This is a genomic window from Streptomyces sp. NPDC017225 (assembly GCF_044331465.1).
Lineage (GTDB): Bacteria > Actinomycetota > Actinomycetes > Streptomycetales > Streptomycetaceae > Streptomyces.
In genome coordinates, this window is the sequence record NZ_JBIRNE010000004.1 from 440,039 (window position 1) to 461,586 (window position 21,548).

Consider the following 21,548-nt stretch of genomic DNA (forward strand, 5'->3'; position numbering starts at 1 on the left):
GGCGTGCGTATGGGGGAGGTGAGTCCATGACAGAGGCTCGGCGCGGCGCCACCGAGACGTGCCACCCCACCGGGACGCTGGAAAGGCACGGGCCCATCGGCACGCAGCGGGAGACGGAGCCGGGGACGACGCCCGAGGGGCAGGGGCCGGTCGTGTCCGACGGGCTGGAGCCGGTGATGTCCGACGGGTGCGAAGGGGTGGTCTTGGACGGGCACGAGGCGGTGGCGCTCCTTCGGCAGTCGCGGGCCTCGGTCGACCCCGAACTGCGGTCCGCCATGGCGTCACTGCCCGCTTCGATGCGTCGGACCGCGCTCTACCACTTCGGCTGGCAGCACGCGGACGGCACACCCGCGGCGGGTAACGCGGGCAAGGCGATCCGTCCCGCGCTCGTCCTCACCTCGGCCGCCGCGCTCGGCGGCCCCGGGGCCCGGGCGGCGGCGGTACGGGCCGCGGCGGCGGTGGAACTGGTCCACAACTTCACGTTGCTGCACGACGACGTGATGGACCGCGACGCCACCCGACGCCACCGGCCGACCGCGTGGACCGTGTTCGGTGACGCCGACGCGATCCTCGCGGGGGACGCTCTCCAGGCGCTGGCCCTGAGGCTGCTCGCCGCGGATCCGCACCCGGCGTCCGCGGCTGCGGCCACCCGGCTCGCCGACTGCGTCATGGAGCTGTGCGAGGGGCAGCACGCGGACACGGCCATGGAGGGGCGCGCCCCGGGTGACGTCACCCTCGACGAGACGCTCGCCATGGCCGAGGCCAAGACGGGCGCCCTGCTGGGATGCGCCTGTGCCCTCGGCGCGCTGTACGCCGGTGCCGCCGACGAGGACGTCGAGGCCATGGACGCCTTCGGCCGTGAGGCGGGCCTCGCCTTCCAGCTCATCGACGACGTCATCGGCATATGGGGCGACCCGCGCCGTACCGGCAAGCCGGCCGGCGCGGACCTGGCCGCCCGCAAGAAGTCGCTGCCGGTGGTCGCCGCCCTCACCTCCGGCACCCCCGCCGCCGCCGGACTGGCCGAGCTGTACGCGACGCCTTACGACGAGGGCAAGGAGGACCTGGAGCGCACCGCACTGGCCGTGGAGCGGGCGGGCGGCCGGGACTGGGCACAGGCCCAGGCGGCCGACCGGATGGCCAGGGCCATGCAGGAACTGGCTCGCGCCGTGCCCGACCCGGAGGCGGCGGGCGGACTGCTCGCGCTGGCCGAGTTCGTGACCCGTCGCAGCACCTGACGGCCGCCCGGCCGGCCTGGCGACCACGCCCTGCCCGGCCGGCCACGCAAGACCCCGGAGCCCGTGCAGGACCGTACGGACCTGACCGACGTACGGCCGCACCGCCAAGGGCTCCGGTTCGGCGGGTCCCGCACTTCCCCACGGTGTGCGGGGCCCGCCCCCCTTCCGGCGTGCGGCCGGAAGACCCACCACCGTCCGCCGGTGTCGGCGACTAGGCTCAACCGCCGTACACACGGGTGGCGTTGGGCCGAAGGGGCGGGGCGGACATGGGTGTGGGGATCAGGACGGCGGGGCAGGGCGACCGGGAGCTGGTCGTCCGGCTGCTGGACGAGGCCTTCCAGGACGATCCGGTGAGCAGCTGGGTCTTCCCCGACGAGGAGTACCGCCGCCGGACCCACCACCGGCTCATGGCCGCCTTCACCGACGCCGTCCTCGCCGACGGGCGTGTCGATCTGACCGAGGACGGCGCGGCCTGCGCGCTGTGGCTGCCGGTGCCGGCGGACGGGCATACCGGCGACGAGCCGGGCGGCGACCCCTGCGGCGAGGCCGGTGACGTCCCCGTCCAGGTGCGCGAGGCCGTCGACCCGGAGAACGAGCGCGTCGAGCTGATCGCCCGGCTGACGGACGCCATCCACCCCTCAGGCCGGGCCCACGAGTACCTGTGGATGATCGGCGTGGCCCCCGGACGGCAGGGCGAGGGTCTGGGCACCCTGCTCATCGAGTCGGTTCTCGACCGCTGCGACCGCGAAGGGGTGCCCGCCTATCTGCAGGCGAGCAGCGCTCGCGGCCGGGGACTGTACGAACGCCTCGGCTTCGAGTTCACCGGCCGGTCACTGGACCTGCCGGACGGACCACGGATGTGGCCGATGTGGCGCGAGCCGCAGGCCGCGGTGGCCGTCCGGCAGCGGAAAGCGGAAACCACTTGAACCACTACGGATGGAGTACTATAACTGGAGTGGTTGACATGGAGGAGACCACTTTGCGCAAGCTCACGTACTTCATCGCCTGCTCGATCGACGGCTTCATCGGTGGCCCGGACGGCGACGCGTCCTTCATGGTCCCGTTCGTCGACGAGGAGTTCTTCGCGTACCTGACGTCGGAGTATCCGGAGACGCTGCCGACCCACGGCCGCCGGGCCCTCGGGATCGACGACCTGCCCAACAAACGGTTCGACACGATCATCCAGGGCAGGGCCAGCTACGACCTGGCCCTGAAGGAGGGCATCACCAGCCCCTACGCCCATCTGCGTGAGTACGTGGCCTCGCGCACGCTCACGGAGTCACCCGATCCGCACGTCGAGATCATCTCGGCGGACCTGGTCGGCAGGGTCCGCGCGCTGAAGGCGCAGGACAGCGCCTTCGACATCTACCTGTGCGGCGGCTCGGCCGTGGCCGGCGAGCTGTTCGACGAGGTCGACGAGTTGGTCGTCAAGACGTACCCGGTGGTGCTGGGCACGGGCATGCCGATGTTCGGCTCGGGCTTTCAGGTTTCCGAGTTCGTCCAGGAGGGGGTGCGGGCCTTCGGCAACGGCATCGTGGTGCGGACGTACGGCAGGAAGCACTGAACGCCTCCCACGAGGAGCACACTCGAGTCAGGTCGCAGGGGGCCGAAGAGTACAGTGCGCGTTCACGAGAAACGTGTGTGGTTCTGGAGCGTGAGTGACCGGAGTTCCTGTGATAGCGGCGGACGGCGCGACGGTCGCCCTGGGGGACACCGTGCTGCTCGCCCCCACGACGTTCGACGCGTCACCGGGTGAGCTCTGGTGTGTCACGGGCGGCAACGGGACGGGCAAGACGACGCTCCTGCGTGCCTTCCTGGGCAGTCGGGGCCTCACGGCCGGGTCGGTCTCGGTGATGGGCGAGCCCGCGGACCTGACGAAGCCCCGGCACCGACGGTACGTGGCCTCGCTCGTCGAGCCGATCCCGGTCGCCCGTGACATGACGCTGCGCGAGCAGGTGACACTGGTCGCCGCCTCCTGGTACGGCAACGCCCCGGCGACCACCGAACGGGCCGAACGGGTCGTCGAACGGCTGGGGCTGTCCTCACTGGGTGAACGCTTTCCCCACCAGGTCTCGTCCGGCCAGTCGCAACTCTTCAGCCTCGCGCTGACGCTGGTCCGTCCCGCCGATGTCGTACTGCTCGACGAACCCGAGCGGCACCTCGACGGGCACCGGGTCGATCTGGTGGCCGCACTGCTGGCGGAGCGGGCGAAGCAGGGTACGGCGTTCCTGGTCGCCACCCACGAGCCCGCCCTCGTGGGCGTGTGCGACGGCCGTGTGGAGCTGGGGTGACGACGCGGCACATCGTGGCCCCCGACGCCGAGGCCGGCGACCGCGTCCACGCCGTCCGGCATCGCTACGCCCGCCGCGGTGACCGGGCCACGGTGCGTGGCCGCGCGTACACCGCCTACCTCGTCGCCCTGTTCGGCGTCTTCTTCCTGGTACCGGCCCTCCACGCCGCCAGTAGGTCGCCGGGGCTCGTCCCGCTGGGAACTCCCGCCGACGCGACACCTGTGGCCTGCGCGCTCGCCGTGACGGCGTGCTGGGGCGCCCAACTCGCCGGCCGGTTCTGGGGGCCGCTGGTGCTCCCGCCCTTCCTGCTGCACGTGTTCATGTCCACGGACCTGTCCCCGACGGGCTACCTCGGCACGATCGCCCGGCGCCGACTGGCGTACGCGACTGCCGCCCTGCTGCTGACGATGTGTACGGCGGCGTTTCTGGCGACCGACCTGTTCGACCACCCGGGCACCGCGACGCGGGGTACGGCGATCGCGGTGGGACTCAGTGCCCTCACCGCGGCCGCCTGGTTGTGGGGCCAGGTGCGGCCGATGTCCGACAACCTGGTGTTCGCTTCCGCCGCGGGCGCCGCGGCGCTGGTCGTGACGGTGACCGGCCGCGTGGCCACGGACGGCACGGGGACCCTGTGGTTCCTCGCCGGGCTACTGGCGGCCACCGCCGCGGTCCTCGGACGGGCGGCCTTCCGGGCGATCCGGACGGTCGACCTGGCCAGACTCGCCCGCGAGTCGGCACGCGCCTCCCAGGCCCAGGCGTACGTGCTGACGGGTACGCTCCACCACGCGCTCGACCTGTACCGGCCGGAGCCGCGCGGACTCACCTCGGCCCTGTTCCGCCCGGACGGACGCCTTCGCGGGCATCTCTCCCAGGGTGCGGTCAGGGCGCTGCGCACCCGTGGTCGCGCGCTCGCGGCCGTGGCTCTGCTGCCGGCCGGCGGTGCGCTGCTGACGCTCGGGGTGGCCGGAGCCGACGGGGATCCGGTACCGCCGCTGTGGATGGCCGGCTCCGTCTGCGTGTATCTCGGGTCCGGCTGGGTGGGCGAGACCTGGCGTGGCCTGCGCGACGAGCTGACCCTGGCCCCGCTGTTCGGCGAGTGGTGGGGCGGGTTGCCGGCCCGCACGCTGGCATGGCCGGTGACCGCCGTGGCGGTCGGAACGTCCCTGGGAGGCGGCCTCGCCGTCGTGGCCCGGTGGCCGCAGCACGACGGGCGCCCGCTGGACACGGTCCTGCTCGTGGCCGGGTCGGTGGTCTCGGCCCTCGGCGCCAGGTTCCTGCGTGAGATGAAGACGCAACTGCCGCTCTCACTGCTTCTCCCCGTCGTCACGCCGTTCGGCGATCTCTCCGGGCTGGTGATCGTGGCGTGGCAGTTCGACGGATTCGTCGCGGTGGTGATCGGCGTCGCCCTGATGAACGCCGTCCCGTCCGCGCCCGGTGCGGCGGTGCTCGCGCTCGCCGTGGCCGCCTGCTGCGTCTGGACGGGCCTGCGCCGGACGGGATGGGCGCACCGGGGCCTGCTCTCCCGCCTCAGGCGGGCCTGAGGGGCGGCGGCCTGTCACGGGCCCACGGCCACGCGCGCGGCTCCGGAAAGAAGACCGCACCCGGTCCGCCATGGACGCCTTGCTCGGCGTACCGCGGAACGGGTGCGGACCGGAGGACCGTGCGACCAGTGCGACCGCGGGCCGAACGGCATGACCGGTGATCAGGCCTTCTTGGTCTCCCAGAAGATCTTGTCGATCTGGGCGATGTAGTCCAGGGCCTTCTGGCCGGTCGCCGGGTCGGTCGAGCCCTTGGCGGCCGAGAGGGCCTTCAGGGTGTCGTTGACCAGCTGGTGCAGCTCCGGGTACTTCTCGAAGTGCGGGGGCTTGAAGTAGTCGCTCCACAGCACGGAGACGTGGTGCTTCGCGAGCTCGGCGCGCTGCTCCTTGATGACCGTGGCGCGAGCCTGGAAGTGCGGGTCGTCGTTGCCGGCCATCTTCTCCTGGACGGCCTTCACCGACTCCGCCTCGATGCGGGCCTGGGCAGGGTCGTACACGCCGCAGGGCAGGTCGCAGTGGGCGCTGACCGTGACCTTGGGGGCAAACAGGCGGGAAAGCATGCAGCCGTTCCTTCCTCGTGATCGTCTTCTCAGGGGGGACATTACTCCCTGGGAGGCCCGTTTTCGCGAGTGCCCCCGTGGGCTTAGGACAAAAGTCCGGGGTGAGACTGAGACTGGTGGAGGAAAGACCGGGGAGGTGCCGGGTTATGCCGGAGCAGCTGTCGCAGGAGACCGAACGCGTGAGAGGGGCCCTGCCCTTCGGGCCGGCCGAGGTGACCGGGCCGTCGATGGTGCCCACGCTGCACCACGGGGACGTGCTCCTGGTGCACTGGGGGGCCAGGGTGAGGCCCGGTGACGTGGTCGTGCTGCGGCACCCCTTCCAGCAGGACCTGCTCGTGGTCAAGCGGGCCGTGGAGCGGCGCGGGGCCGGCTGGTGGGTGCTCGGGGACAACGCGTTCGCGGGCGGGGACAGCACCGACTACGGGGCCGTCCCCGAGGAACTCGTGCTCGGCAGGGCGCGGCTGCGCTACCGTCCGCTGAGACCGGGTCAGCGCTCGCCGTTCGCCGTGGTCCGCTGGGCGCTGTCGGCGCTCAGGCCGGTGCTGACCGCCCGGTCCGCCTCCAGGCGCTTGCGGGCGCGGTAGGCCGCCACGTTGGCGCGGGTGGCGCAGCGGTCGGAGCAGTAGCGCCGGGAGCGGTTGGTGGAGGTGTCCAGGTACGCGTTGCGGCAGGGGGCCGCCTCGCACAGGCCCAGGCGGTCCACGCCGTACTCGGTGAGGTGGAAGGCCAGGCCCATCGCCGCGATGGCGGCGAAACCGGCGGTCGCGTTGGACGGGTGGTCCGCCAGGTGCATGTGCCACAGCGGGGTGCCGTCGTCGTCCCGGACGTCGTGCCCGGAGATCTGCGGGCTCACCGGGAACTCCAGGAGGAGGGAGTTCAGGAGGTCCACGGCGAGGGTCTCGTCGCCGCCGTCGGCCGCCTCGAAGACCGCCCGCAGCCGTCCCCGGACCGAGCGGAACCGGGTCACGTCCGCGTCCGTGGCACGCCGGGCCGCCGACTGGTTGGCGCCGAAGAGCTCGCGGACGGCCTCGACCGAGGTCAGGGAGTCCTGTCCCCGTGCCGGTTCCTCGGTGTTGACGAGGCGCACGGCGTAGTCCGAGTAATAGGCCAGTTCCACTTGTAGTCCTTACGAAGGGGCTCTATGGTCATGCCTGCGGTCAGGTAATGGCTGATCGTGCTTCCAGGGTATTACGTCACGGACGCGACGGAGGGGCTCGATGACGGACGCGGACATCACCACTACCACCACTACCACCACGACCGCCGCCGACTGGCAGGCCTGGCAGGTCAGCTGGGACCGGCAGCAGGAGTGGTACATGCCCGACCGCGAGGAACGCTTCCGGACCATGCTGGACATGGTCGAGGCACTGGTCGGGCCCGCACCGCGCGTGCTCGACCTCGCCTGCGGCACCGGGACCATCACGGCCCGGCTGCTCGCCCGGTTCCCGGAGGCCACCAGCACCGGTGTGGACCTCGACCCCGCGCTCCTCGCCATCGCCGAGGGCACCTTCGCGGGCGACGAACGGGTCCGGCTGGTCACCGCCGACCTCAAGGACCCCGACTGGACGGCGAAGCTGCCGCACGACTCCTACGACGCCGTCCTGACCGCCACGGCCCTGCACTGGCTCCACGCCGAACCCCTCGCGGCCCTCTACGGTCGGGTCGCGGAACTGGTCCGCGACGGTGGTGTCTTCATGAACGCGGACCACATGATCGACGAGACGACGCCCCGGATCAACGCGGCCGAACGTGCCCAGCGGCACGAGCGGATGACGGCCGCCAGGTCACAGGGCGCGCTCGACTGGGCCGAGTGGTGGCAGCTCGCCGCCAAGGACCCGGTCCTCGCCGGGCCCACCGCCCGCCGCTTCGAGATCTACGGCGAGCACGCCGACGGTGACATGCCCCCGGCGGCGTGGCACGCGCGCGTGCTGCGCGAGAAGGGTTTCGGCGAGGCGAGGCCGGTGTGGTGCTCGCCGTCGGACACGCTGCTGCTGGCGCTCAAGTAGTCCGGGGCAACCCGAAGGGGCGGTACGGAATTCCGCACCGCCCCTTGTCGTACGGGTCTTCGGAGACCCCTGCTCTTCGGGCACCCCTGCTCTTTGGGGAACCTTGCTCTTCGGAGGGCCTTGCTCTTCAGAGAACCTTGGACAGGAACGCCTTCGTCCGCTCGTGCTGCGGGTCCGTCAGGACGTCGCGCGGGTCGCCCGACTCGACCACCACACCGTCGTCCATGAAGACCAGGCTGTCGCCGACCTCGCGGGCGAAGCCCATCTCGTGGGTGACGACGACCATCGTCATGCCGGACTCGGCGAGGTCGCGCATGACGTCGAGGACGTCGCCGACCAGTTCCGGGTCCAGGGCCGAGGTCGGCTCGTCGAACAGCATGAGCTTCGGGTCCATGGCGAGGGCCCGCGCGATGGCGACGCGCTGCTGCTGTCCGCCGGACAGCTGCGAGGGGTAGTTGCCGGCCTTGTCGCCCAGGCCCACGCGTTCCAGGAGCTGGCGCGCACGGTCCCTGGCCTGGGCCTTGCTCACGCCCTTGACCTGGATCGGCGCCTCCATGACGTTCTCCAGGGCCGTCATGTGCGGGAACAGGTTGAAGCGCTGGAAGACCATGCCGATGTCCCGGCGCTTGACCGCGACCTCGCTGTCCTTGAGCTCGTAGAGTTTGTCGCCCTTCTGGCGGTAGCCGACCAGCTCCCCGTCGACGTACAGCCGTCCGGAATTGATCTTCTCCAGGTGGTTGATGCAGCGCAGGAAGGTCGACTTGCCGGAACCGGAGGGGCCGATGAGGCAGAACACCTCCCCCTGCTTCACCTCCAGGTCGATGCCCTTGAGTACCTCGACGGCGCCGAAGGACTTGTGGACGCCCTCGGCCTTGACCATGGCGGGGGAGGACTGCGTCATGCCGTGACTCCCTTCGGGCGGCGCGTGGGCAGGACGGCCGCCTTGAAGCGCTGCAACGGCGTCGGCGGCAGGGTGCGGATGGAACCTCGGGCGTAGTACCGCTCGATGTAGTACTGCCCGACGCTCAGGATCGAGGTCATGATCAGGTACCAGGCGGCGGCGAGGAAGTACATCTCCACCGTCGAGCTCGCGCGCTGTCCGATGTCCTGGGCCTGCTTGAAGAGGTCGGCGAACTGTACCGCCGAGACCAGCGAGGTGGTCTTCAGCATGTTGATGACCTCGTTGCCCGTGGGCGGCACGATCACGCGCATCGCCTGCGGGATCACGATCCGGCGCAGCGTCTTCGGCTGGCTCATGCCGAGCGCGTGCGACGCCTCCGTCTGGCCCTCGTCGACCGAGAGTAGACCGGCACGGCAGATCTCGGCCATGTACGCGGCCTCGTTGAGGCCCAGACCGAGCAGCGCCGTCAGCAGCGGCGTCATGAACGAGGACCAGTAGTCCTTGTAGATCGGACCCAGGTTGATGTACTCGAACACCAGGCCGAGGTTGAACCAGACGAAGAGCTGGACCAGGACCGGGGTGCCGCGGAAGAACCAGATATAGAACCAGGCGATCGACGAGGTCACCGGGTTCTTCGACAGGCGCATCACGGCGAGCAGGATGCCGCCGACGATGCCGATCGCCATCGACAGCACCGTGAGCAGCAGAGTTTTCCAGACGCCCTGGAGGATGCGGTCGTCGAAGAAGTAATCGGGGATCGCGCCCCAGTTGATCTTGCCTTGCGCGAAGGCGTAGACGACCGCGCCCAGGAGGGCGAGTGCGACGGCCGCGGACACGTACCGCCCGGGGTGCCGGACTGGAATGGCCTTGATGGCCTCCGGCCCGGCGGGGGGCGTCGCGTCGGGACCGTCCGTCTTGCTGACGTCAACAGTCACGGGTGGAGCCTTTCAGAGCCGAGTCGAACGGGGCTGGTTCAGGAACCGCCGTTGATCTTGGCCTCGGTGACCGCGCCGTCCGCGACGCCCCACTTGTCGATGATCTTCTTGTACTCGCCGTTGTCGATGAGCGCCTGGACCGCGGCCTGGAGCGCGTCGCGCAACTCGGTGTTGTCCTTGGCCACGGCGATGCCGTAGGGGCCAGCCTCGACCTGGTCGCCGACGACCTCGTAGTACTTGCCGCCGCCGGAGTTCTTCACGGAGTAGGCGGCGATCGGGAAGTCGGCGGAGACGACGTCGGCGCCCTTGGAGCGCATCCGGGTCTCAGCCTCGGGGTTGGTGCCGAAGTCCTCGATCTTCAGGGTCTTCTTGCCGTCCTTCTCGCACTTCTTCGCCTGCTCCTTGGCGAGGTCGTGGGAGAAGGTGTTGCGCTGCACGGCCATGGTCTTGCCGCACAGGTCGTCCCAGGTCTTGATGCCCTGGTCGTCGCCCTTGTTGGTGTACAGCGAGACACCCGCCGTGAAGTAGTCGACGAAGTCGACGCCCGCGCCGACCTTCTTGCCGGTGTCGGCGTCGATGCCCTCCTGGCGCTGCTTGGTGTCGGTCATGGCAGACATGGCGATGTCGTAGCGCTTGGAGGCGAGACCGCCGACGAGGGTGTCGAACGTGGCGTTCTGGAACTCGAACTCCACGCCGAGCTGCTTGCCCATCGCCTCGGCCAGGTCCGGGTCGATACCGACGACCTTGCCGGAGTCGTCCTTGAACTCGACCGGAGCGTAGGCGATGTCGGAACCGACCTTGATGACGCCCTTGTCGCGAATGGACTGCGGCAGCTTGTCGGCCAGCGGGGCATCGCTCTTCGACGAGTTCTCGCTGCCGGAATCGTTGTTCTTTGTCTGGTCGCCGCATCCGGTGAGCAGCAGGGCGCCTGCGACCGCGATCGCACCGACCGCTGCTAGCCGGGAGTGCGCGGCGGTCGTACGACGGGTGGAGCTTGCGGTCATGGTGGTTCCTCCGGCGGATGAAGGGAGATGCCGATGGGGACGGTGGGGTTCCGGTGGAGCGGGGCGCCGGCCGGGGGTCCGGCAGGCGCCGTGAGTCGACGAGAGCACACGCTTTCGAGCGTCGCGACCTCGTGTGATTACGGCATCTTGCCATTCGGACTCGGCCGTTCAGGGGGGACGTCATGTCAAAATCGGATAACGGGTGGCCCCCCGAACCGCACCAGGTTGGTACATCACGACCGAACCTTTACGGGAATCGACCCTTCCGGCCGGAAGATCTTCGGCATTTCTCGATATGCGGGCATGGTTCGCTCGCGCGTGCGGCCTTTGAGGGTCTGTTCTCCTGGCCTGTCAAGGGGTGTCGAGAAGTTGTCCGGATCCCTCGCTATGAGTCATGTCACCGGCATGCGGCGTTCGAGGTCCGACATGTGAGCTTGCGCTTATCGGACTCGTCGCGGTGGGTGTCCGTCGGGTAAGAAGGTTCTTTACACCCCTCATCAGGGGCTCAGGGCGCGTGTGCGGCGCGCCCGTCGCGCAGGGCCCACGTGGTCCCAACGGCCATCTTCCTGCGCGGTGCCCGCCCATTCCTCACCAGGAGTGGACAAACCCTCAAACCATGAACTCTTAAGGGGTAAGACAAAGTGGCAGCGGAGATCGTCAATCCTCGCAGCGACAGCGACGCCAGTACGGAGCAGGAGGCGGGCGTGGAGCCCCTCGACTCCTTCGACCCCGCGTTCGCGCTGCACCGCGGCGGCAAGATGGCCGTGCAGGCCACCGTGCCGGTCCGTGACAAGGACGACCTGTCCCTGGCGTACACGCCCGGCGTCGCGAAAGTGTGCAGCGCGATCGCCGAGCAGCCCGACCTCGTCCACGACTACACCTGGAAGTCGTCGGTCGTGGCGGTCGTGACGGACGGTACGGCCGTGCTGGGACTCGGGGACATCGGACCCGAGGCCTCCCTTCCGGTGATGGAAGGGAAGGCGATCCTCTTCAAGCAGTTCGGCGGTGTGGACGCGGTCCCGATCGCGCTCGACTGCACGGACGCCGACGACATCGTCGAGACGGTGGTGCGGCTCGCACCTTCCTTCGGCGGCGTGAACCTGGAGGACATCTCGGCGCCGCGGTGCTTCGAGATCGAGCGCAAGCTCCAGGAGCGCCTCGACATCCCGGTCTTCCACGACGACCAGCACGGCACGGCGGTCGTGACACTCGCGGCCCTGCGGAACGCCGCACGGCTGAGCGGGCGGACGCTGGGTGAGCTGCGGGCGGTGATCTCGGGCGCGGGCGCGGCCGGTGTCGCCATCGCCAAGATGCTGGTGGAGGCCGGCATCGGGGACGTCGCGGTCGCGGACCGCAAGGGCGTCGTCTCGGCCGACCGGGACGACCTGACCCCGGTCAAGCGCGAAGTGGCCTCCTTCACCAACAAGGCGGGCCTGTCCGGCTCGCTGGAGGCCGCCCTGTCCGGCGCCGACGTCTTCATCGGCGTCTCCGGCGGTACGGTGCCGGAGCCGGCGGTCGCCTCGATGGCCAAGGGCGCGTTCGTCTTCGCGATGGCCAACCCGAATCCCGAGGTGCATCCGGAGGTCGCCCACAAGTACGCGGCGGTCGTCGCGACGGGGCGCTCGGACTTCCCGAACCAGATCAACAACGTGCTGGCGTTCCCGGGCATCTTCGCCGGCGCGCTGCAGGTGCGGGCGTCCCGGATCACCGAGGGGATGAAGCTCGCGGCGGCGGAGGCGCTGGCCTCCGTGGTGGGGGACGACCTCGCCGCGGACTACGTCATCCCGTCCCCGTTCGACGAGCGTGTCGCGCCGGCGGTCACGGCGGCGGTGGCGGCGGCGGCCCGGGCGGAGGGGGTTGCGCGCCGGTGACGGTGTGATCGCGCCGGTGACGGTGTGATGCGGTGTGTGGTGTACGGCCTCGTCCTCGGTGGGCGGGGCCGTTCGCTTTTTGGATGGGCGGCGTCGGTGCTGGGCGGGGTGGGAGGCGAGGCCCGGCGCTGCGGGGTGCCTCCCCCAGCTCCAGGCCGGTCAGCGGCGCGGCGCGGTGACAAGAGGGCGTGTGTCACAGGGCGTCGTGGTTCCGGTCGGAGGGCGGGGAACCTATCGTCAAGGTCATGTTCGCTGTCTACGCCGCCCGAATCGACCGCGACCAGCCGCTGACCGGCCTGGAGTTGGGAGAGCGTCCGGCTCCCGAGGCCCGTCCCGGCTGGAGTGTCATCGATGTCAGGGCCGCCTCCCTCAACCACCACGACCTGTGGTCCCTGCGTGGCGTCGGCCTCCCGGAGGACCGGCTGCCGATGATTCTCGGCTGCGACGCCGCCGGTGTCGACGAGGACGGCAACGAGGTCGTCCTGCACTCCGTGATCGGTCAGACCGGCCACGGGGTCGGCCCCGAGGAGCCCCGCTCCATCCTGACCGAGCGCTACCCGGGGACGTTCGCCGAGCAGGTCGCCGTGCCGACCTGGAACGTCCTGCCCAAGCCGAAGGAACTCTCCTTCGAGGAGGCGGCCTGCCTGCCGACCGCCTGGCTGACGGCGTACCGGATGCTGTTCACCAACGCCGGGGTGCGTCCCGGCGACTCGGTGCTGGTGCAGGGCGCCGGCGGCGGGGTCGCCACGGCCGCGATCGTGCTGGGCAAGGCTGCGGGGCTGCGGGTCTTCGCCACCAGCCGGGACGAGGCCAAGCGGAAGCGTGCCCTGGAACTGGGCGCCGTGGAGGCCGTCGAGCCGGGCGCGCGGCTGCCGCAGCGGGTCGATGCCGTCATCGAGACGGTGGGCGCCGCGACCTGGTCCCACTCGGTGAAGTCGCTGCGGCCGGGCGGCACCCTCGTCATCTCCGGCGCCACCAGCGGCGACCGGCCCTCCCACGCCGAGCTGACCCGGGTCTTCTTCCTGGAGCTCAAGATCGTCGGTTCCACCATGGGCACCAAGGACGAGCTGGAGGACCTGCTGTCCTTCTGCGCCGCGACCGGCGTACGTCCCGTCATCGACGAGGTGCTGCCGATGGACCGGGCCCGCGAGGGGTTCGAGCGGATGGCCTCCGGAGGGCAGTTCGGCAAGATCGTGCTCAGCGGTTCCTGACGCGTTCTCCAGGTCGTCGACGGCGGGTTCGGTGGTCCGGACCCGCCGTTCGCGTTCTCCGCGCCGCTTTCGGCATGTCAACCGGGGTTGACGAGCAGGTGTTGTCAACCTACATTGACACTATGAGTGAAGCAACGGATCTCGCCGCACGTGCGGGTGATCGCGACCCTCGGGTCGGGCTGCGGGCCGTCGCCGCACTGCGGATGCTGCTGGAGCGGCTGGAGGCGGTGCAGGTGCGCGGCGCGCGCGATCAGGGGTGGTCGTGGCAGGAGATCGCCACGGAACTCGGGGTCAGCAGGCAGGCCGTGCACAAGAAGTACGGGAGGCGTTGATGTTCGAGCGATTCACGAAGGATGCCCGGGCCGTGGTGCAGGGGGCGGTCGAGCAGGCCGAAGGGGCGCAGGCGCACACCGTCGACGCCGAGCACCTGCTGCTCGCCCTGCTGGACCGTGAGGGCAGCCGCGCCTCCTTCGCGCTCTCGGCACTCGGAGCCGGCCGGCGCAAGGACGCGGTACGGCAGGCACTGGCGGAGGCGCGGCGCCGTGCCGGCCTGACGCGGGCCGAGACCGAGGCCCTTGCCGGGCTGGGGATCGACGTCTCCGAGATCGTCGCCCGCGTGGAGGAGGCCCATGGTGTCGGCGCGATGTCCGGCGACCGGAAGGGCCGGCGCTGGTGGACCGGGCAGCACCGCAGCTTCAGCAAGGGCGCCAAGGAGGTGCTGGAGCAGGCGCTGCGGGCCGCCGTCGCCCGGCGCGACCGGCACATCGGGGACGAGCACATCCTCCTCGCCCTCACCGTCCGCCCCGGCGTACCCGCCGAGGTGCTCGCCGACCACGGCGTCACTCACGAGTCACTGACCAGGGTGCTGGGCGACCGCGCGGGGGAGGCCTGCGCCTGACGTGCGCGGTGTCCCCGGGCGAGGCGTCCTTCGGCGGTCGCCGGAGGACGCCGCGCCGCCGGGCTCAGGCCTTCGGTGCTCGCAGTATCGCCCCGATGTGCGCCGCGGCGGTCGACAGCTGGAGGCGGGCGCCGCGGAGCTGGTCGCTCGTGACTCCGTGGTCCCGGGCCGCGTCGCGGATGTCGTCCCGGAAGCGGTCGAGCAGCCGGTCCAGGTCACGGGCCGGGTCGCCGGTGGAGTCCGCGGCGTCCTCGTGGGCCCAGGACGGGGCGTAACCGGCCGGGAAGTCCTTGGGGGTGTCGGAGTACTCCGGGGTGACGGAGTGCTCGGGGGTGGCGGAGTGCTCGGGCCGGTGGGCGCTCGTGCCGGTGTCGGTGCGGCCGAAGCCCCAGTCCTTGCCGAACTCCTTCCCGAAGTCCTTTCCGAAGTCCCCGACCTCCTTGGCCAGTTCACTCAGACCCTCGCGCAGCCCGGTCGGCCAGTCGCCCCGCGAGAAGTGGTCCTGCACCTGCTCCTGGACCCGCTGGGCGATGCGCTGCACCTCTTCCTGCGCCTGCGCCCGGGCCCGCTCCTGGGCCTCCTTGGCCTGGCGCCGGGCCCGCTGTGCCTCGTCACGGGCGCGGCGGCTCTCGTCCTTGGCGCGGCGGGCCTGTTCCTTCCACTCCTGCTTGACGCGCCGCATCTCCTCCTTGGCGGCGCGCCACGCCTCCTTCTCGTCCGTGTCCGCGGCGTCCGCGGCGTCGGCGGCTGAGCCGTCGTCCTCGTCGTGCGCACCCGGGCCGGCGCCCCGGCGGGCGGCGCCGGCCGCGGCCCGCATCTCCCGGCGCAGATCGCCCGCCGCGCCGCGCACGTCGGCCCGGATCTCGGCGGCGAGCTCGGCGACCGACTCCCGGATCTCCAGCTCCAGGTCGGCCAGCTCACCGCTGCGGTCGGCCAGCTCGGCCCGGCCGGCGTCCGTGATGGCGTACACCTTGCGGCCGCCCTCGGTGGTGTGGGTGACCAGGCCCTCGGCCTCCAGCTTGGCCAGGCGCGGGTACACCGTGCCCGCCGACGGCGCGTACAGACCCTGGAAGCGCTCTTCGAGGAGCCGGATCACCTCGTACCCGTGGCGCGGGGCCTCGTCCAGGAGCTTGAGGAGGTAGAGGCGGAGGCGGCCGTGGGCGAAGACGGGGGACATGTCAGAGCACCTTCTTGTCGGTCGTGCCGTCGGCCGGGGCGCCGGTGGCGCCGGAATCCCGGCCGGAAGCGGAATTGTCCCCCGAGTCGTCCTGTGCGTCGTCCGCCGGGCCGGTGCCCCGGGGCTCGCGCTCCCACGGCGTGTCCTCCGCTGCCGGACGGCGCAGCAGGGCGATCGAGCCGGAGATGGTGGTGGCCTTCAGCCGGCCGTTGCCCGCGCCGAGCCGGCCGGTGATTCGCTTGGCGCCCCACTGGCCGCCCACCCGGAGGTCCTCGAAGGCGCTGGAGACCGTGCCGCTGGCCGTGTTCGCCTCCACCTCCGCGTCGGCGGGCTGGGGCAGCCGGATGGCGATCTCGCCCGAGACGCTGGTCAGGTTGATGTCGGTGGGTCCGCCGGCCGTGTCCAGGTCGACGATCATCGAGCCGCTCACGGAGTCGGCCCGGACCGAGGAGCCCGCCTCCACCACCGTCAGATCGCCGGAGACGGAGTGGAAGCTCAGGTCTCCACTGAGGGCCTGCGCCTCCACGTTCCCCGAGACGGTGTGGGCGCGGACCGGGCCGGCGAGACTCACGAGCGTCGTGTCCCCGGTGACGCCCTTCACCTCGGCGCGTCCGTCGAGCCCGGAGACCACGGCGGTGGCGCTGACCGCGCCCACCTCCACGCGGGTGCCGGCCGGCACGGCCAGGGAGACCACCGCGCTGCGGCGCCAGCCCTCGCGGTCGAGCCACTTGAGGAAGCCCTTCCAGGGCAGGTCCTCGTAGGCCACGGTGAGTACGCCGTCCCGGTGGGTCACGACGAGGGGAGGTCCCTCGATGCGGGAGACCTCCAGGCGGGCGGAACCTTCGTCCGTGCCCACGACGTTCACCGTTCCATTGACGACACGTACCTGGAGCTCGCTCACGGACTCGTCGAAGGTGAGTTTCCTGGGTTCCGCGACGGACCACTCGGACATGGTGCAGACCTCCTCGACCGAACGCGCCATATCGCGTCCTCCGCCATTCACGATATATCGCGGACCCGGAAAGTCAAGACACCCGTTCTGGTGATCAATGCTCGGCCAGGAGGGCGGAATTGCCCTAACTTGTGAACATGTCGACGGAAGAGTCCGTATCCGCTCCCGCTTGCGGTGCCCTGCTGCTGTGCCGTGCCGATCCGGACTCCGTCGTCGCCGTCGCCCCGCTGCTGGGTGAACGCATGACGCTGCTCCGGGCCGGCGGGGAGTGGAGCGTGCTCGTCCCGGCGGGCGGTCCCTGGCGGCACGGCGTCGAACCGGTCGACCGCGTGCTCACCGGCTGGGCCGCCGCGCTGGCCGTGGGCGCCCCGTGGCCCGCACTCGCCCTGTGGTGGGACGCCGACCGGGCCGGCTGCACGCTCGCGTCCGGTTTCCGCCGCCCCGTCGGCTACGTGTGGCTCGCGGACGGCACCCCGGTCGGCGAGGACGAGGCGATGCGCACCTTCGCGCACCGTCTCGGCCTGGATCCCGTACTGGATGTCCAGTCGCTGGACCGGCTGACGAGGCCGGACCCCGAGGCCGACGCCCGGACCAGACTGCGCGGGCTGCTCGCGGTGCTCACGCGCGCGGGGGTCGCCCTCCCCGCCGGACTCGACCCCGGCGGACCGGCCGACCGCCTCGGCGCCGCCGCGCGCGCCCTGCCCGGCGCCCGGCGGACCGAGGCCGCCGGGCGGCGACCGACCGCAGGCGAAAGCCGCCTCGCCCCCTGGATGCCCTGGGTGGGCGGCCCCGGAGCCCGAGCCCTGGCCCTGGCCCAGATGGCGGCCGGCCTGCCCCTCACCGTCTGGGGCCTACGGCGCCGCAGCGGGGGCTGGGCCACGGCGGGGGCGCTACTGGTCGCGCACGGAGCGCTCGGGACGGCGTACGGCCTCTCCAGGCGCTCCTGACGCCCCCGAGGTGCGCGGGGTACCCGAAGAGGCCCCGCGGGGCTCCGGGCAGGGGTGGGCCGGGCCGGAGTCCCGCGGGGCCGGCCGGGCTTCGAGCGGACCCGGAAGACTCCACGCCCGGCCCGGCTTCGAGCGGGCCCCGCGAGGACGCCGAAGAGAAATCCCGGGGACCCGCGCGCCTACTCGTCCTCGTCCTCGTCGTCCAGCCGCGCCAGCCACGTGGCCAGCCGCTCCACCGGCACCTCGAAGTCCGGGTTCAGGTCCACGAAGGTCCGCAGCTGCTCGGCGAGCCACTCGAAAGTGACCTCCTCCTCGCCACGCCGCTTCTCCAGTTCCTCGATGCCTCGGTCGGTGAAGTACAACTCATGCTCCTGATGCGGGTGGGCCGGGCCCACGGCGTACCCGTCCAGGGTAGTCCGTACGGGCCGGCGGACGGGGGTCGCGGGCGGCCGGGCTGGGTATTAGCCTCATCAAGGTCAAGTGACCGGTGCCCGCGCACGGTTGGGACGCGGCGGGCTCGACGGGGGAGCGGAATGAGTCACATCCAGGACGTGGAGCTGCCGGACGGGACGGTCATCACCGCCCGGATCAGCGAGGCGGGCGGGTACGACGACCAGGAGGACGTCGGTTTCACCGAGGCCGCCGTCGCCAAGGTCGAGCGGCTCCAGGAGCTGATCACCGGTGTCGGCTCCTCGGTGCTGAGCGCGGCCCGCGCGGCCGGGCCCAGCGAGGCCGCCATCACCTTCGGGGTGGAGCTGACCGCCAAGGAGGGGCTGGCCGTGGCGGTGCTCGCCCGGGGCGAGACCAAGGCGTCGCTGGAGGTCACGCTCAGCTGGCGGTTCGACCGGCCCGACGGGCAGGTGGGCGCGCGGGTACCGGCCGCGCATGAGTGAGGGCAACGACCGCCTCTACGAACTCGCCCGCGCCGCCACCGTCCACCTGCTGCCCGACCGGGGTGACGGCGCGCCGCTGTGGGGGAGTGGCTTCTTCGTCGCGCCCGGATGGGTGCTCACCGCCGCCCACGTGCTGCGTCCGCACCTCGCGGCGGGCCCCGGCACCGTCTTCCGGGTGCGCGGCGAGGGGGTCGACGCCGAGGCCCGTCTGGAGCAGTGGCTGCTCACCGACCCGCGCAGCCAGGCCGTACCCCTGGAGGAGGACCTGGCCCTGGTGCGCCTGGCGGGAGAGCCCGAGGAGCAGCAGCACGAGTGCGTCTGGCTCGCCGACCGGGCCGTGAGCCACTCCGGCGCCCTCAAGGTGTGCGGCTACTACCCCGGACCCTCCGAGACGTACTTCCGGATCGTCGATGCCGAGATCAACGGACACGAGGACCGGCACGGACTGATCATCAAGCCCGACATCGACCTTCCCAGCGGGGTTTCCGGCGGTCCGCTCCTCGATCCGGAGACCGGAGCCGTGGTCGGGCTGGTCAAGTCGCGCCGCAGACAGCAGGACGGCGGCAAGGCCGTCGCCATCTCGGCGCTGCGGCGCTTCGGGCGGACGTACCGCACGGTGGTGGCCGCCCACGACCGCTGGCACGGCGACGAGCCGCAGTCCCCGACCGGGGACAACTGGATAGACCTCCAGGGCGGACCCCCGGCCGGCGCCGGCGAGCAGTGGACCCCCGCCGACCGCCGGGACGCGCTGCGGCTGCTCGCCGAGCTGCCCCCACCGCCGGACGCGCCCACCGTCGAACTGCTCGCGAAGCGGGCGCGCAGCCACAACACGTGGCCGGGCGGCACCCCCGAGCTGCTCACCTGGCGGGACGGCACGGGACTGCTCTACGAGGGCGCGCGCCCGCTGGAGGCACTGACCTTCCTGCGCTACCTGAGGTTCGTCGAGCTGTACACGGCCTCCCGGGGCGGCGACGCCACCGCCCTCGGCCGGTGGATCGGCACCCGGCTGCGCCGGGAACCGCGCCGGGCCTTCCACGACCTCGTCCGCGACGTGAGCCTCCCCGAGGCGCTGCGCCCGGCCCCCGACACCGTGCCGGAGCGCATCGTGATCCCCTACCCGGGGCCGGGCGAGGGGGCGACCGTCGCCGTCCTGCTCGACCCGGTGATAGGTGCGCGGCCCGCCCGGTTCTTCTGGCAGATCTGGTACGACGACGGCCACGGCGAGCCCGAACTGCACGAGGTGGACGGCTCCGTCCACGGCCACGACCCCGCCGGTCTCGTCCAGGCCCTGCGCGGGCCGCTGGGCCGGCTGCTGCGGGCCAAGGACCAGGAGGGCCGGCCCGTGCCCCTCGAGGTCGCCCTGCCGGTGGAGCACTTCGACACGGCCGTGCACCGCTGGCGGTTCGACGACATAGCCGAACTCAACGACGCCGGTCACCTGGGAGTGCGCCGCCGGGTGGTGCTGCGCGCCCTGGAGCGCCGGGGAGATCCGGACAAAGTCTGGGCCGAGCGCTGGCAGGCCATGGCGGACCAGCGGAGCTTCAGTGGCTGGCGCACCCCGGGACAGGGCGACTTCCCCGGCGCCCGCGGTTACCGCGACGCCGCCTGCGACCTCATCCCGGTCATGTGCCGGCCCGCCGGGCGCGACCCCGGCCGCACCGCCATGCGGCTCGCCCTGGAGGGCGGCCACGGAGTCGCCCTCTGGCACGTCGACGGCCACTCCTCCCGCGTCTGCCCCGAGTCGTGCGACATCCTCTACGCCAAGGCGGAGGAACTCCTCGGGACGCTCGGCTCCCTCGCCGAGCTGCCGGACCGGATACGCCACGTGCGCCAGGAGATCAGCGAGCTGCGGGCCGACCGGGCCTGGGCCGAGCCGATGGCCCTTCTCTACGACGATCCGCGCCGGCCCCTGCCGTCCGAAGAGGGCGGGACGCTGGACGCGCCCCTGTGAGCGCCCACCGCGCGCCCCTCCGCCCGCCGGACACGCGCCGTGACGGACGTGGTGACTGGCCGGAAAGCGCTGTTTTCGAGGGAGGGCGCGGGTACATTCTCAGGGGCCCGTTGTGGGTGCGCGACGCCCTCGTCGGCCAGGCCGTGGACAGCCACCGACCGTCGACGAGGAGCACGGTATGAGCGAGTGGTTCATCTACCGGGGCACCGGGCAACCGGCTCCCGAGCGGATCGGACAGCTGCCCGCCCCGCCCCCCTGGCGGGACTTCGACACCCCGGCCGTGGACTACGACGTACCGGACCTCGGCCCCTCCACCCGGCGCAGGCTCGGTGCGCGCACCGTCCCGATGCCCATCCAGGACCCCGGCACCCTCGAACTGGTCAACGCGGCCCTCTATCTGCGCCGCCCCCTGCTCGTCACCGGCGAACCGGGCGTCGGCAAGTCGACGCTGGCGCACTCCGTGGCCCACGAACTCGGCCTCGGCCGGGTCCTGGAGTGGCCGGTCGTCAGCCGCAGCGAACTGCGGGACGGGCTCTACACGTACGACGCCATCGGCCGCCTCCAGGACGCCCAGCTGCCCGACGGCCAGGGCTCCCCGGACATCGGCCGCTACATCAAGCTCGGCCCGCTCGGCACCGCGCTGCTCGCCGCCGACCGGCCCCGCGTGCTGCTCATCGACGAGCTGGACAAGAGCGACATCGACCTGCCCAACGACCTGCTGAACGTGCTGGAGGAAGGCTCGTTCGCCATCCCCGAACTGGAGCGGATCGCCGACCGCACCCCGGTCGTCGAGGTCCTCACCGACGACGGCAGGCGGGTCGCGGTGAAGGACGGACAGGTGCGCTGCCGGGCCTTCCCGTTCGTCGTCATGACCAGCAACCGTGAGCGCGAGTTCCCCGCCCCACTGCTGCGCCGCTGCATCCCGCTCGACCTCAGGGCCCCGCGTGACGAGCGCCTCGCCGCGCTGGTGCAGGCCCATTTCGGCCAAGGGTCATACGACGACAACCACGACATCGTCGACCAGTTCGCCCGCGCCGAGACGGACGGGGCGCTGCGGCCCACCGACCAGTTGCTCAACGCGATCTTCCTTGCCCAGTACGCCGCCCGTGACGCCGCCCACCGGCGCGAGGAGATCTCGGACCTCCTGATGCAGCCCCTGGACCGTGGGTTGCGGTAGT

23 protein-coding genes are annotated in these 21,548 nt (G+C 71.6%); 15 read left to right on the plus strand and 8 right to left on the minus strand.

Annotated elements, in window-relative coordinates:
- The first annotated feature begins 26 nt into the window (after window positions 1-26).
- From ACH4NX_RS12685 to ACH4NX_RS12705, 5 genes are all read left to right on the plus strand, one after another.
- The gene (locus ACH4NX_RS12685; protein ID WP_398128848.1) at window positions 27-1,235 is read left to right on the plus strand and encodes a family 2 encapsulin nanocompartment cargo protein polyprenyl transferase; all 1,209 of its coding nucleotides are present in this window, start codon (window positions 27-29) and stop codon (window positions 1,233-1,235) included.
- A gap of 266 nt (window positions 1,236-1,501) precedes the next feature.
- Complete coding sequence (locus ACH4NX_RS12690; protein ID WP_351390454.1) at window positions 1,502-2,161, plus strand: GNAT family N-acetyltransferase; 660 nt, start codon at window positions 1,502-1,504, stop codon at window positions 2,159-2,161.
- 53 nt (window positions 2,162-2,214) lie between these two features.
- The gene (locus ACH4NX_RS12695) at window positions 2,215-2,799 is read left to right on the plus strand and encodes a dihydrofolate reductase family protein (RefSeq protein ID WP_351390712.1); all 585 of its coding nucleotides are present in this window, start codon (window positions 2,215-2,217) and stop codon (window positions 2,797-2,799) included.
- Between the two features lie 94 nt (window positions 2,800-2,893).
- Window positions 2,894-3,526, plus strand: coding sequence for an ATP-binding cassette domain-containing protein (locus ACH4NX_RS12700; protein WP_351390450.1), 633 nt, complete (start codon window positions 2,894-2,896; stop codon window positions 3,524-3,526).
- The gene (locus tag ACH4NX_RS12705; RefSeq protein ID WP_398128847.1) at window positions 3,523-5,067 is read left to right on the plus strand and encodes a hypothetical protein; all 1,545 of its coding nucleotides are present in this window, start codon (window positions 3,523-3,525) and stop codon (window positions 5,065-5,067) included. Before ACH4NX_RS12700 ends, ACH4NX_RS12705 begins: the two co-directional genes overlap by 4 nt.
- A gap of 161 nt (window positions 5,068-5,228) precedes the next feature.
- Here the strand turns inward: ACH4NX_RS12705 and sodN are convergent, their stop codons facing one another.
- The gene (gene sodN, locus ACH4NX_RS12710; RefSeq protein ID WP_064729779.1) at window positions 5,229-5,624 is read right to left on the minus strand and encodes a superoxide dismutase, Ni; all 396 of its coding nucleotides are present in this window, start codon (window positions 5,622-5,624) and stop codon (window positions 5,229-5,231) included.
- 146 nt (window positions 5,625-5,770) lie between these two features.
- Between sodN and sodX the strand changes: the two genes are divergently transcribed.
- On the plus strand, window positions 5,771-6,208 hold the full coding sequence (sodX, locus tag ACH4NX_RS12715) for a nickel-type superoxide dismutase maturation protease (RefSeq protein ID WP_351390444.1): 438 nt from the start codon (window positions 5,771-5,773) through the stop codon (window positions 6,206-6,208).
- On the opposite strand, the gene ACH4NX_RS12720 is transcribed toward sodX, so the two are convergent.
- Window positions 6,112-6,741, minus strand: coding sequence for a CGNR zinc finger domain-containing protein (locus ACH4NX_RS12720; RefSeq protein WP_351390441.1), 630 nt, complete (start codon window positions 6,739-6,741; stop codon window positions 6,112-6,114). The genes sodX and ACH4NX_RS12720 overlap by 97 nt on opposite strands.
- Window positions 6,742-6,841: 100 nt before the next feature.
- On the opposite strand from ACH4NX_RS12720, the gene ACH4NX_RS12725 reads away from it, so the two are divergent.
- Window positions 6,842-7,630 (plus strand): class I SAM-dependent methyltransferase, encoded by a 789-nt coding sequence (locus ACH4NX_RS12725; RefSeq protein ID WP_398128846.1) that lies wholly within the window; start codon window positions 6,842-6,844, stop codon window positions 7,628-7,630.
- Between the two features lie 127 nt (window positions 7,631-7,757).
- Here ACH4NX_RS12725 and ACH4NX_RS12730 read toward each other — a convergent pair whose 3' ends face one another.
- The 3 genes from ACH4NX_RS12730 to ACH4NX_RS12740 are packed head-to-tail and all read right to left on the minus strand — an operon-like array spanning window position 7,758 to window position 10,470.
- Complete coding sequence (locus ACH4NX_RS12730) at window positions 7,758-8,531, minus strand: amino acid ABC transporter ATP-binding protein (protein ID WP_351390435.1); 774 nt, start codon at window positions 8,529-8,531, stop codon at window positions 7,758-7,760.
- Window positions 8,528-9,466, minus strand: a complete 939-nt coding sequence (locus ACH4NX_RS12735; protein ID WP_351390432.1) for an amino acid ABC transporter permease — start codon at window positions 9,464-9,466, stop codon at window positions 8,528-8,530. Before ACH4NX_RS12735 ends, ACH4NX_RS12730 begins: the two co-directional genes overlap by 4 nt.
- A gap of 38 nt (window positions 9,467-9,504) precedes the next feature.
- On the minus strand, window positions 9,505-10,470 hold the full coding sequence (locus ACH4NX_RS12740; protein WP_351390429.1) for an ABC transporter substrate-binding protein: 966 nt from the start codon (window positions 10,468-10,470) through the stop codon (window positions 9,505-9,507).
- 641 nt (window positions 10,471-11,111) lie between these two features.
- On the opposite strand from ACH4NX_RS12740, the gene ACH4NX_RS12745 reads away from it, so the two are divergent.
- From ACH4NX_RS12745 to ACH4NX_RS12760, 4 genes are all read left to right on the plus strand, one after another.
- Window positions 11,112-12,341 carry an NADP-dependent malic enzyme gene (locus ACH4NX_RS12745; RefSeq protein ID WP_351390427.1) on the plus strand — a complete coding sequence of 410 codons (1,230 nt, stop codon included), beginning with the start codon at window positions 11,112-11,114 and terminating at the stop codon, window positions 12,339-12,341.
- 245 nt (window positions 12,342-12,586) lie between these two features.
- On the plus strand, window positions 12,587-13,552 hold the full coding sequence (locus ACH4NX_RS12750) for a zinc-binding dehydrogenase (RefSeq protein ID WP_351390424.1): 966 nt from the start codon (window positions 12,587-12,589) through the stop codon (window positions 13,550-13,552).
- Window positions 13,553-13,674: 122 nt separating this feature from the next.
- On the plus strand, window positions 13,675-13,884 hold the full coding sequence (locus tag ACH4NX_RS12755; protein WP_351390421.1) for a helix-turn-helix domain-containing protein: 210 nt from the start codon (window positions 13,675-13,677) through the stop codon (window positions 13,882-13,884).
- The gene (locus tag ACH4NX_RS12760) at window positions 13,884-14,450 is read left to right on the plus strand and encodes a Clp protease N-terminal domain-containing protein (RefSeq protein ID WP_351390418.1); all 567 of its coding nucleotides are present in this window, start codon (window positions 13,884-13,886) and stop codon (window positions 14,448-14,450) included. The genes ACH4NX_RS12755 and ACH4NX_RS12760 overlap by 1 nt, the downstream gene beginning before the upstream one ends.
- Window positions 14,451-14,514: 64 nt before the next feature.
- Here the strand turns inward: ACH4NX_RS12760 and ACH4NX_RS12765 are convergent, their stop codons facing one another.
- Both ACH4NX_RS12765 and ACH4NX_RS12770 read right to left on the minus strand, forming a co-directional pair.
- Window positions 14,515-15,627, minus strand: coding sequence for a helix-turn-helix transcriptional regulator (locus tag ACH4NX_RS12765; protein WP_398128845.1), 1,113 nt, complete (start codon window positions 15,625-15,627; stop codon window positions 14,515-14,517).
- Between the two features lies 1 nt (window position 15,628).
- Complete coding sequence (locus ACH4NX_RS12770) at window positions 15,629-16,579, minus strand: DUF4097 family beta strand repeat-containing protein (RefSeq protein WP_351390709.1); 951 nt, start codon at window positions 16,577-16,579, stop codon at window positions 15,629-15,631.
- 137 nt (window positions 16,580-16,716) lie between these two features.
- On the opposite strand from ACH4NX_RS12770, the gene ACH4NX_RS12775 reads away from it, so the two are divergent.
- The gene (locus ACH4NX_RS12775; RefSeq protein ID WP_351390413.1) at window positions 16,717-17,526 is read left to right on the plus strand and encodes a hypothetical protein; all 810 of its coding nucleotides are present in this window, start codon (window positions 16,717-16,719) and stop codon (window positions 17,524-17,526) included.
- 179 nt (window positions 17,527-17,705) lie between these two features.
- On the opposite strand, the gene ACH4NX_RS12780 is transcribed toward ACH4NX_RS12775, so the two are convergent.
- The gene (locus ACH4NX_RS12780; protein ID WP_003961784.1) at window positions 17,706-17,888 is read right to left on the minus strand and encodes a DUF6104 family protein; all 183 of its coding nucleotides are present in this window, start codon (window positions 17,886-17,888) and stop codon (window positions 17,706-17,708) included.
- 171 nt (window positions 17,889-18,059) lie between these two features.
- On the opposite strand from ACH4NX_RS12780, the gene ACH4NX_RS12785 reads away from it, so the two are divergent.
- The 3 genes from ACH4NX_RS12785 to ACH4NX_RS12795 all read left to right on the plus strand — a co-directional run bounded on the left by ACH4NX_RS12785 (window position 18,060) and on the right by ACH4NX_RS12795 (window position 21,547).
- Window positions 18,060-18,419, plus strand: a complete 360-nt coding sequence (locus ACH4NX_RS12785; protein WP_351390410.1) for a CU044_2847 family protein — start codon at window positions 18,060-18,062, stop codon at window positions 18,417-18,419.
- Window positions 18,412-20,370, plus strand: a complete 1,959-nt coding sequence (locus ACH4NX_RS12790; protein WP_351390407.1) for a trypsin-like peptidase domain-containing protein — start codon at window positions 18,412-18,414, stop codon at window positions 20,368-20,370. Before ACH4NX_RS12785 ends, ACH4NX_RS12790 begins: the two co-directional genes overlap by 8 nt.
- Window positions 20,371-20,548: 178 nt before the next feature.
- A complete protein-coding gene (locus tag ACH4NX_RS12795) occupies window positions 20,549-21,547 on the plus strand; it encodes an AAA family ATPase (RefSeq protein WP_398128844.1) in 999 nt (332 codons plus the stop codon).
- Window position 21,548: the final 1 nt, after the last annotated feature.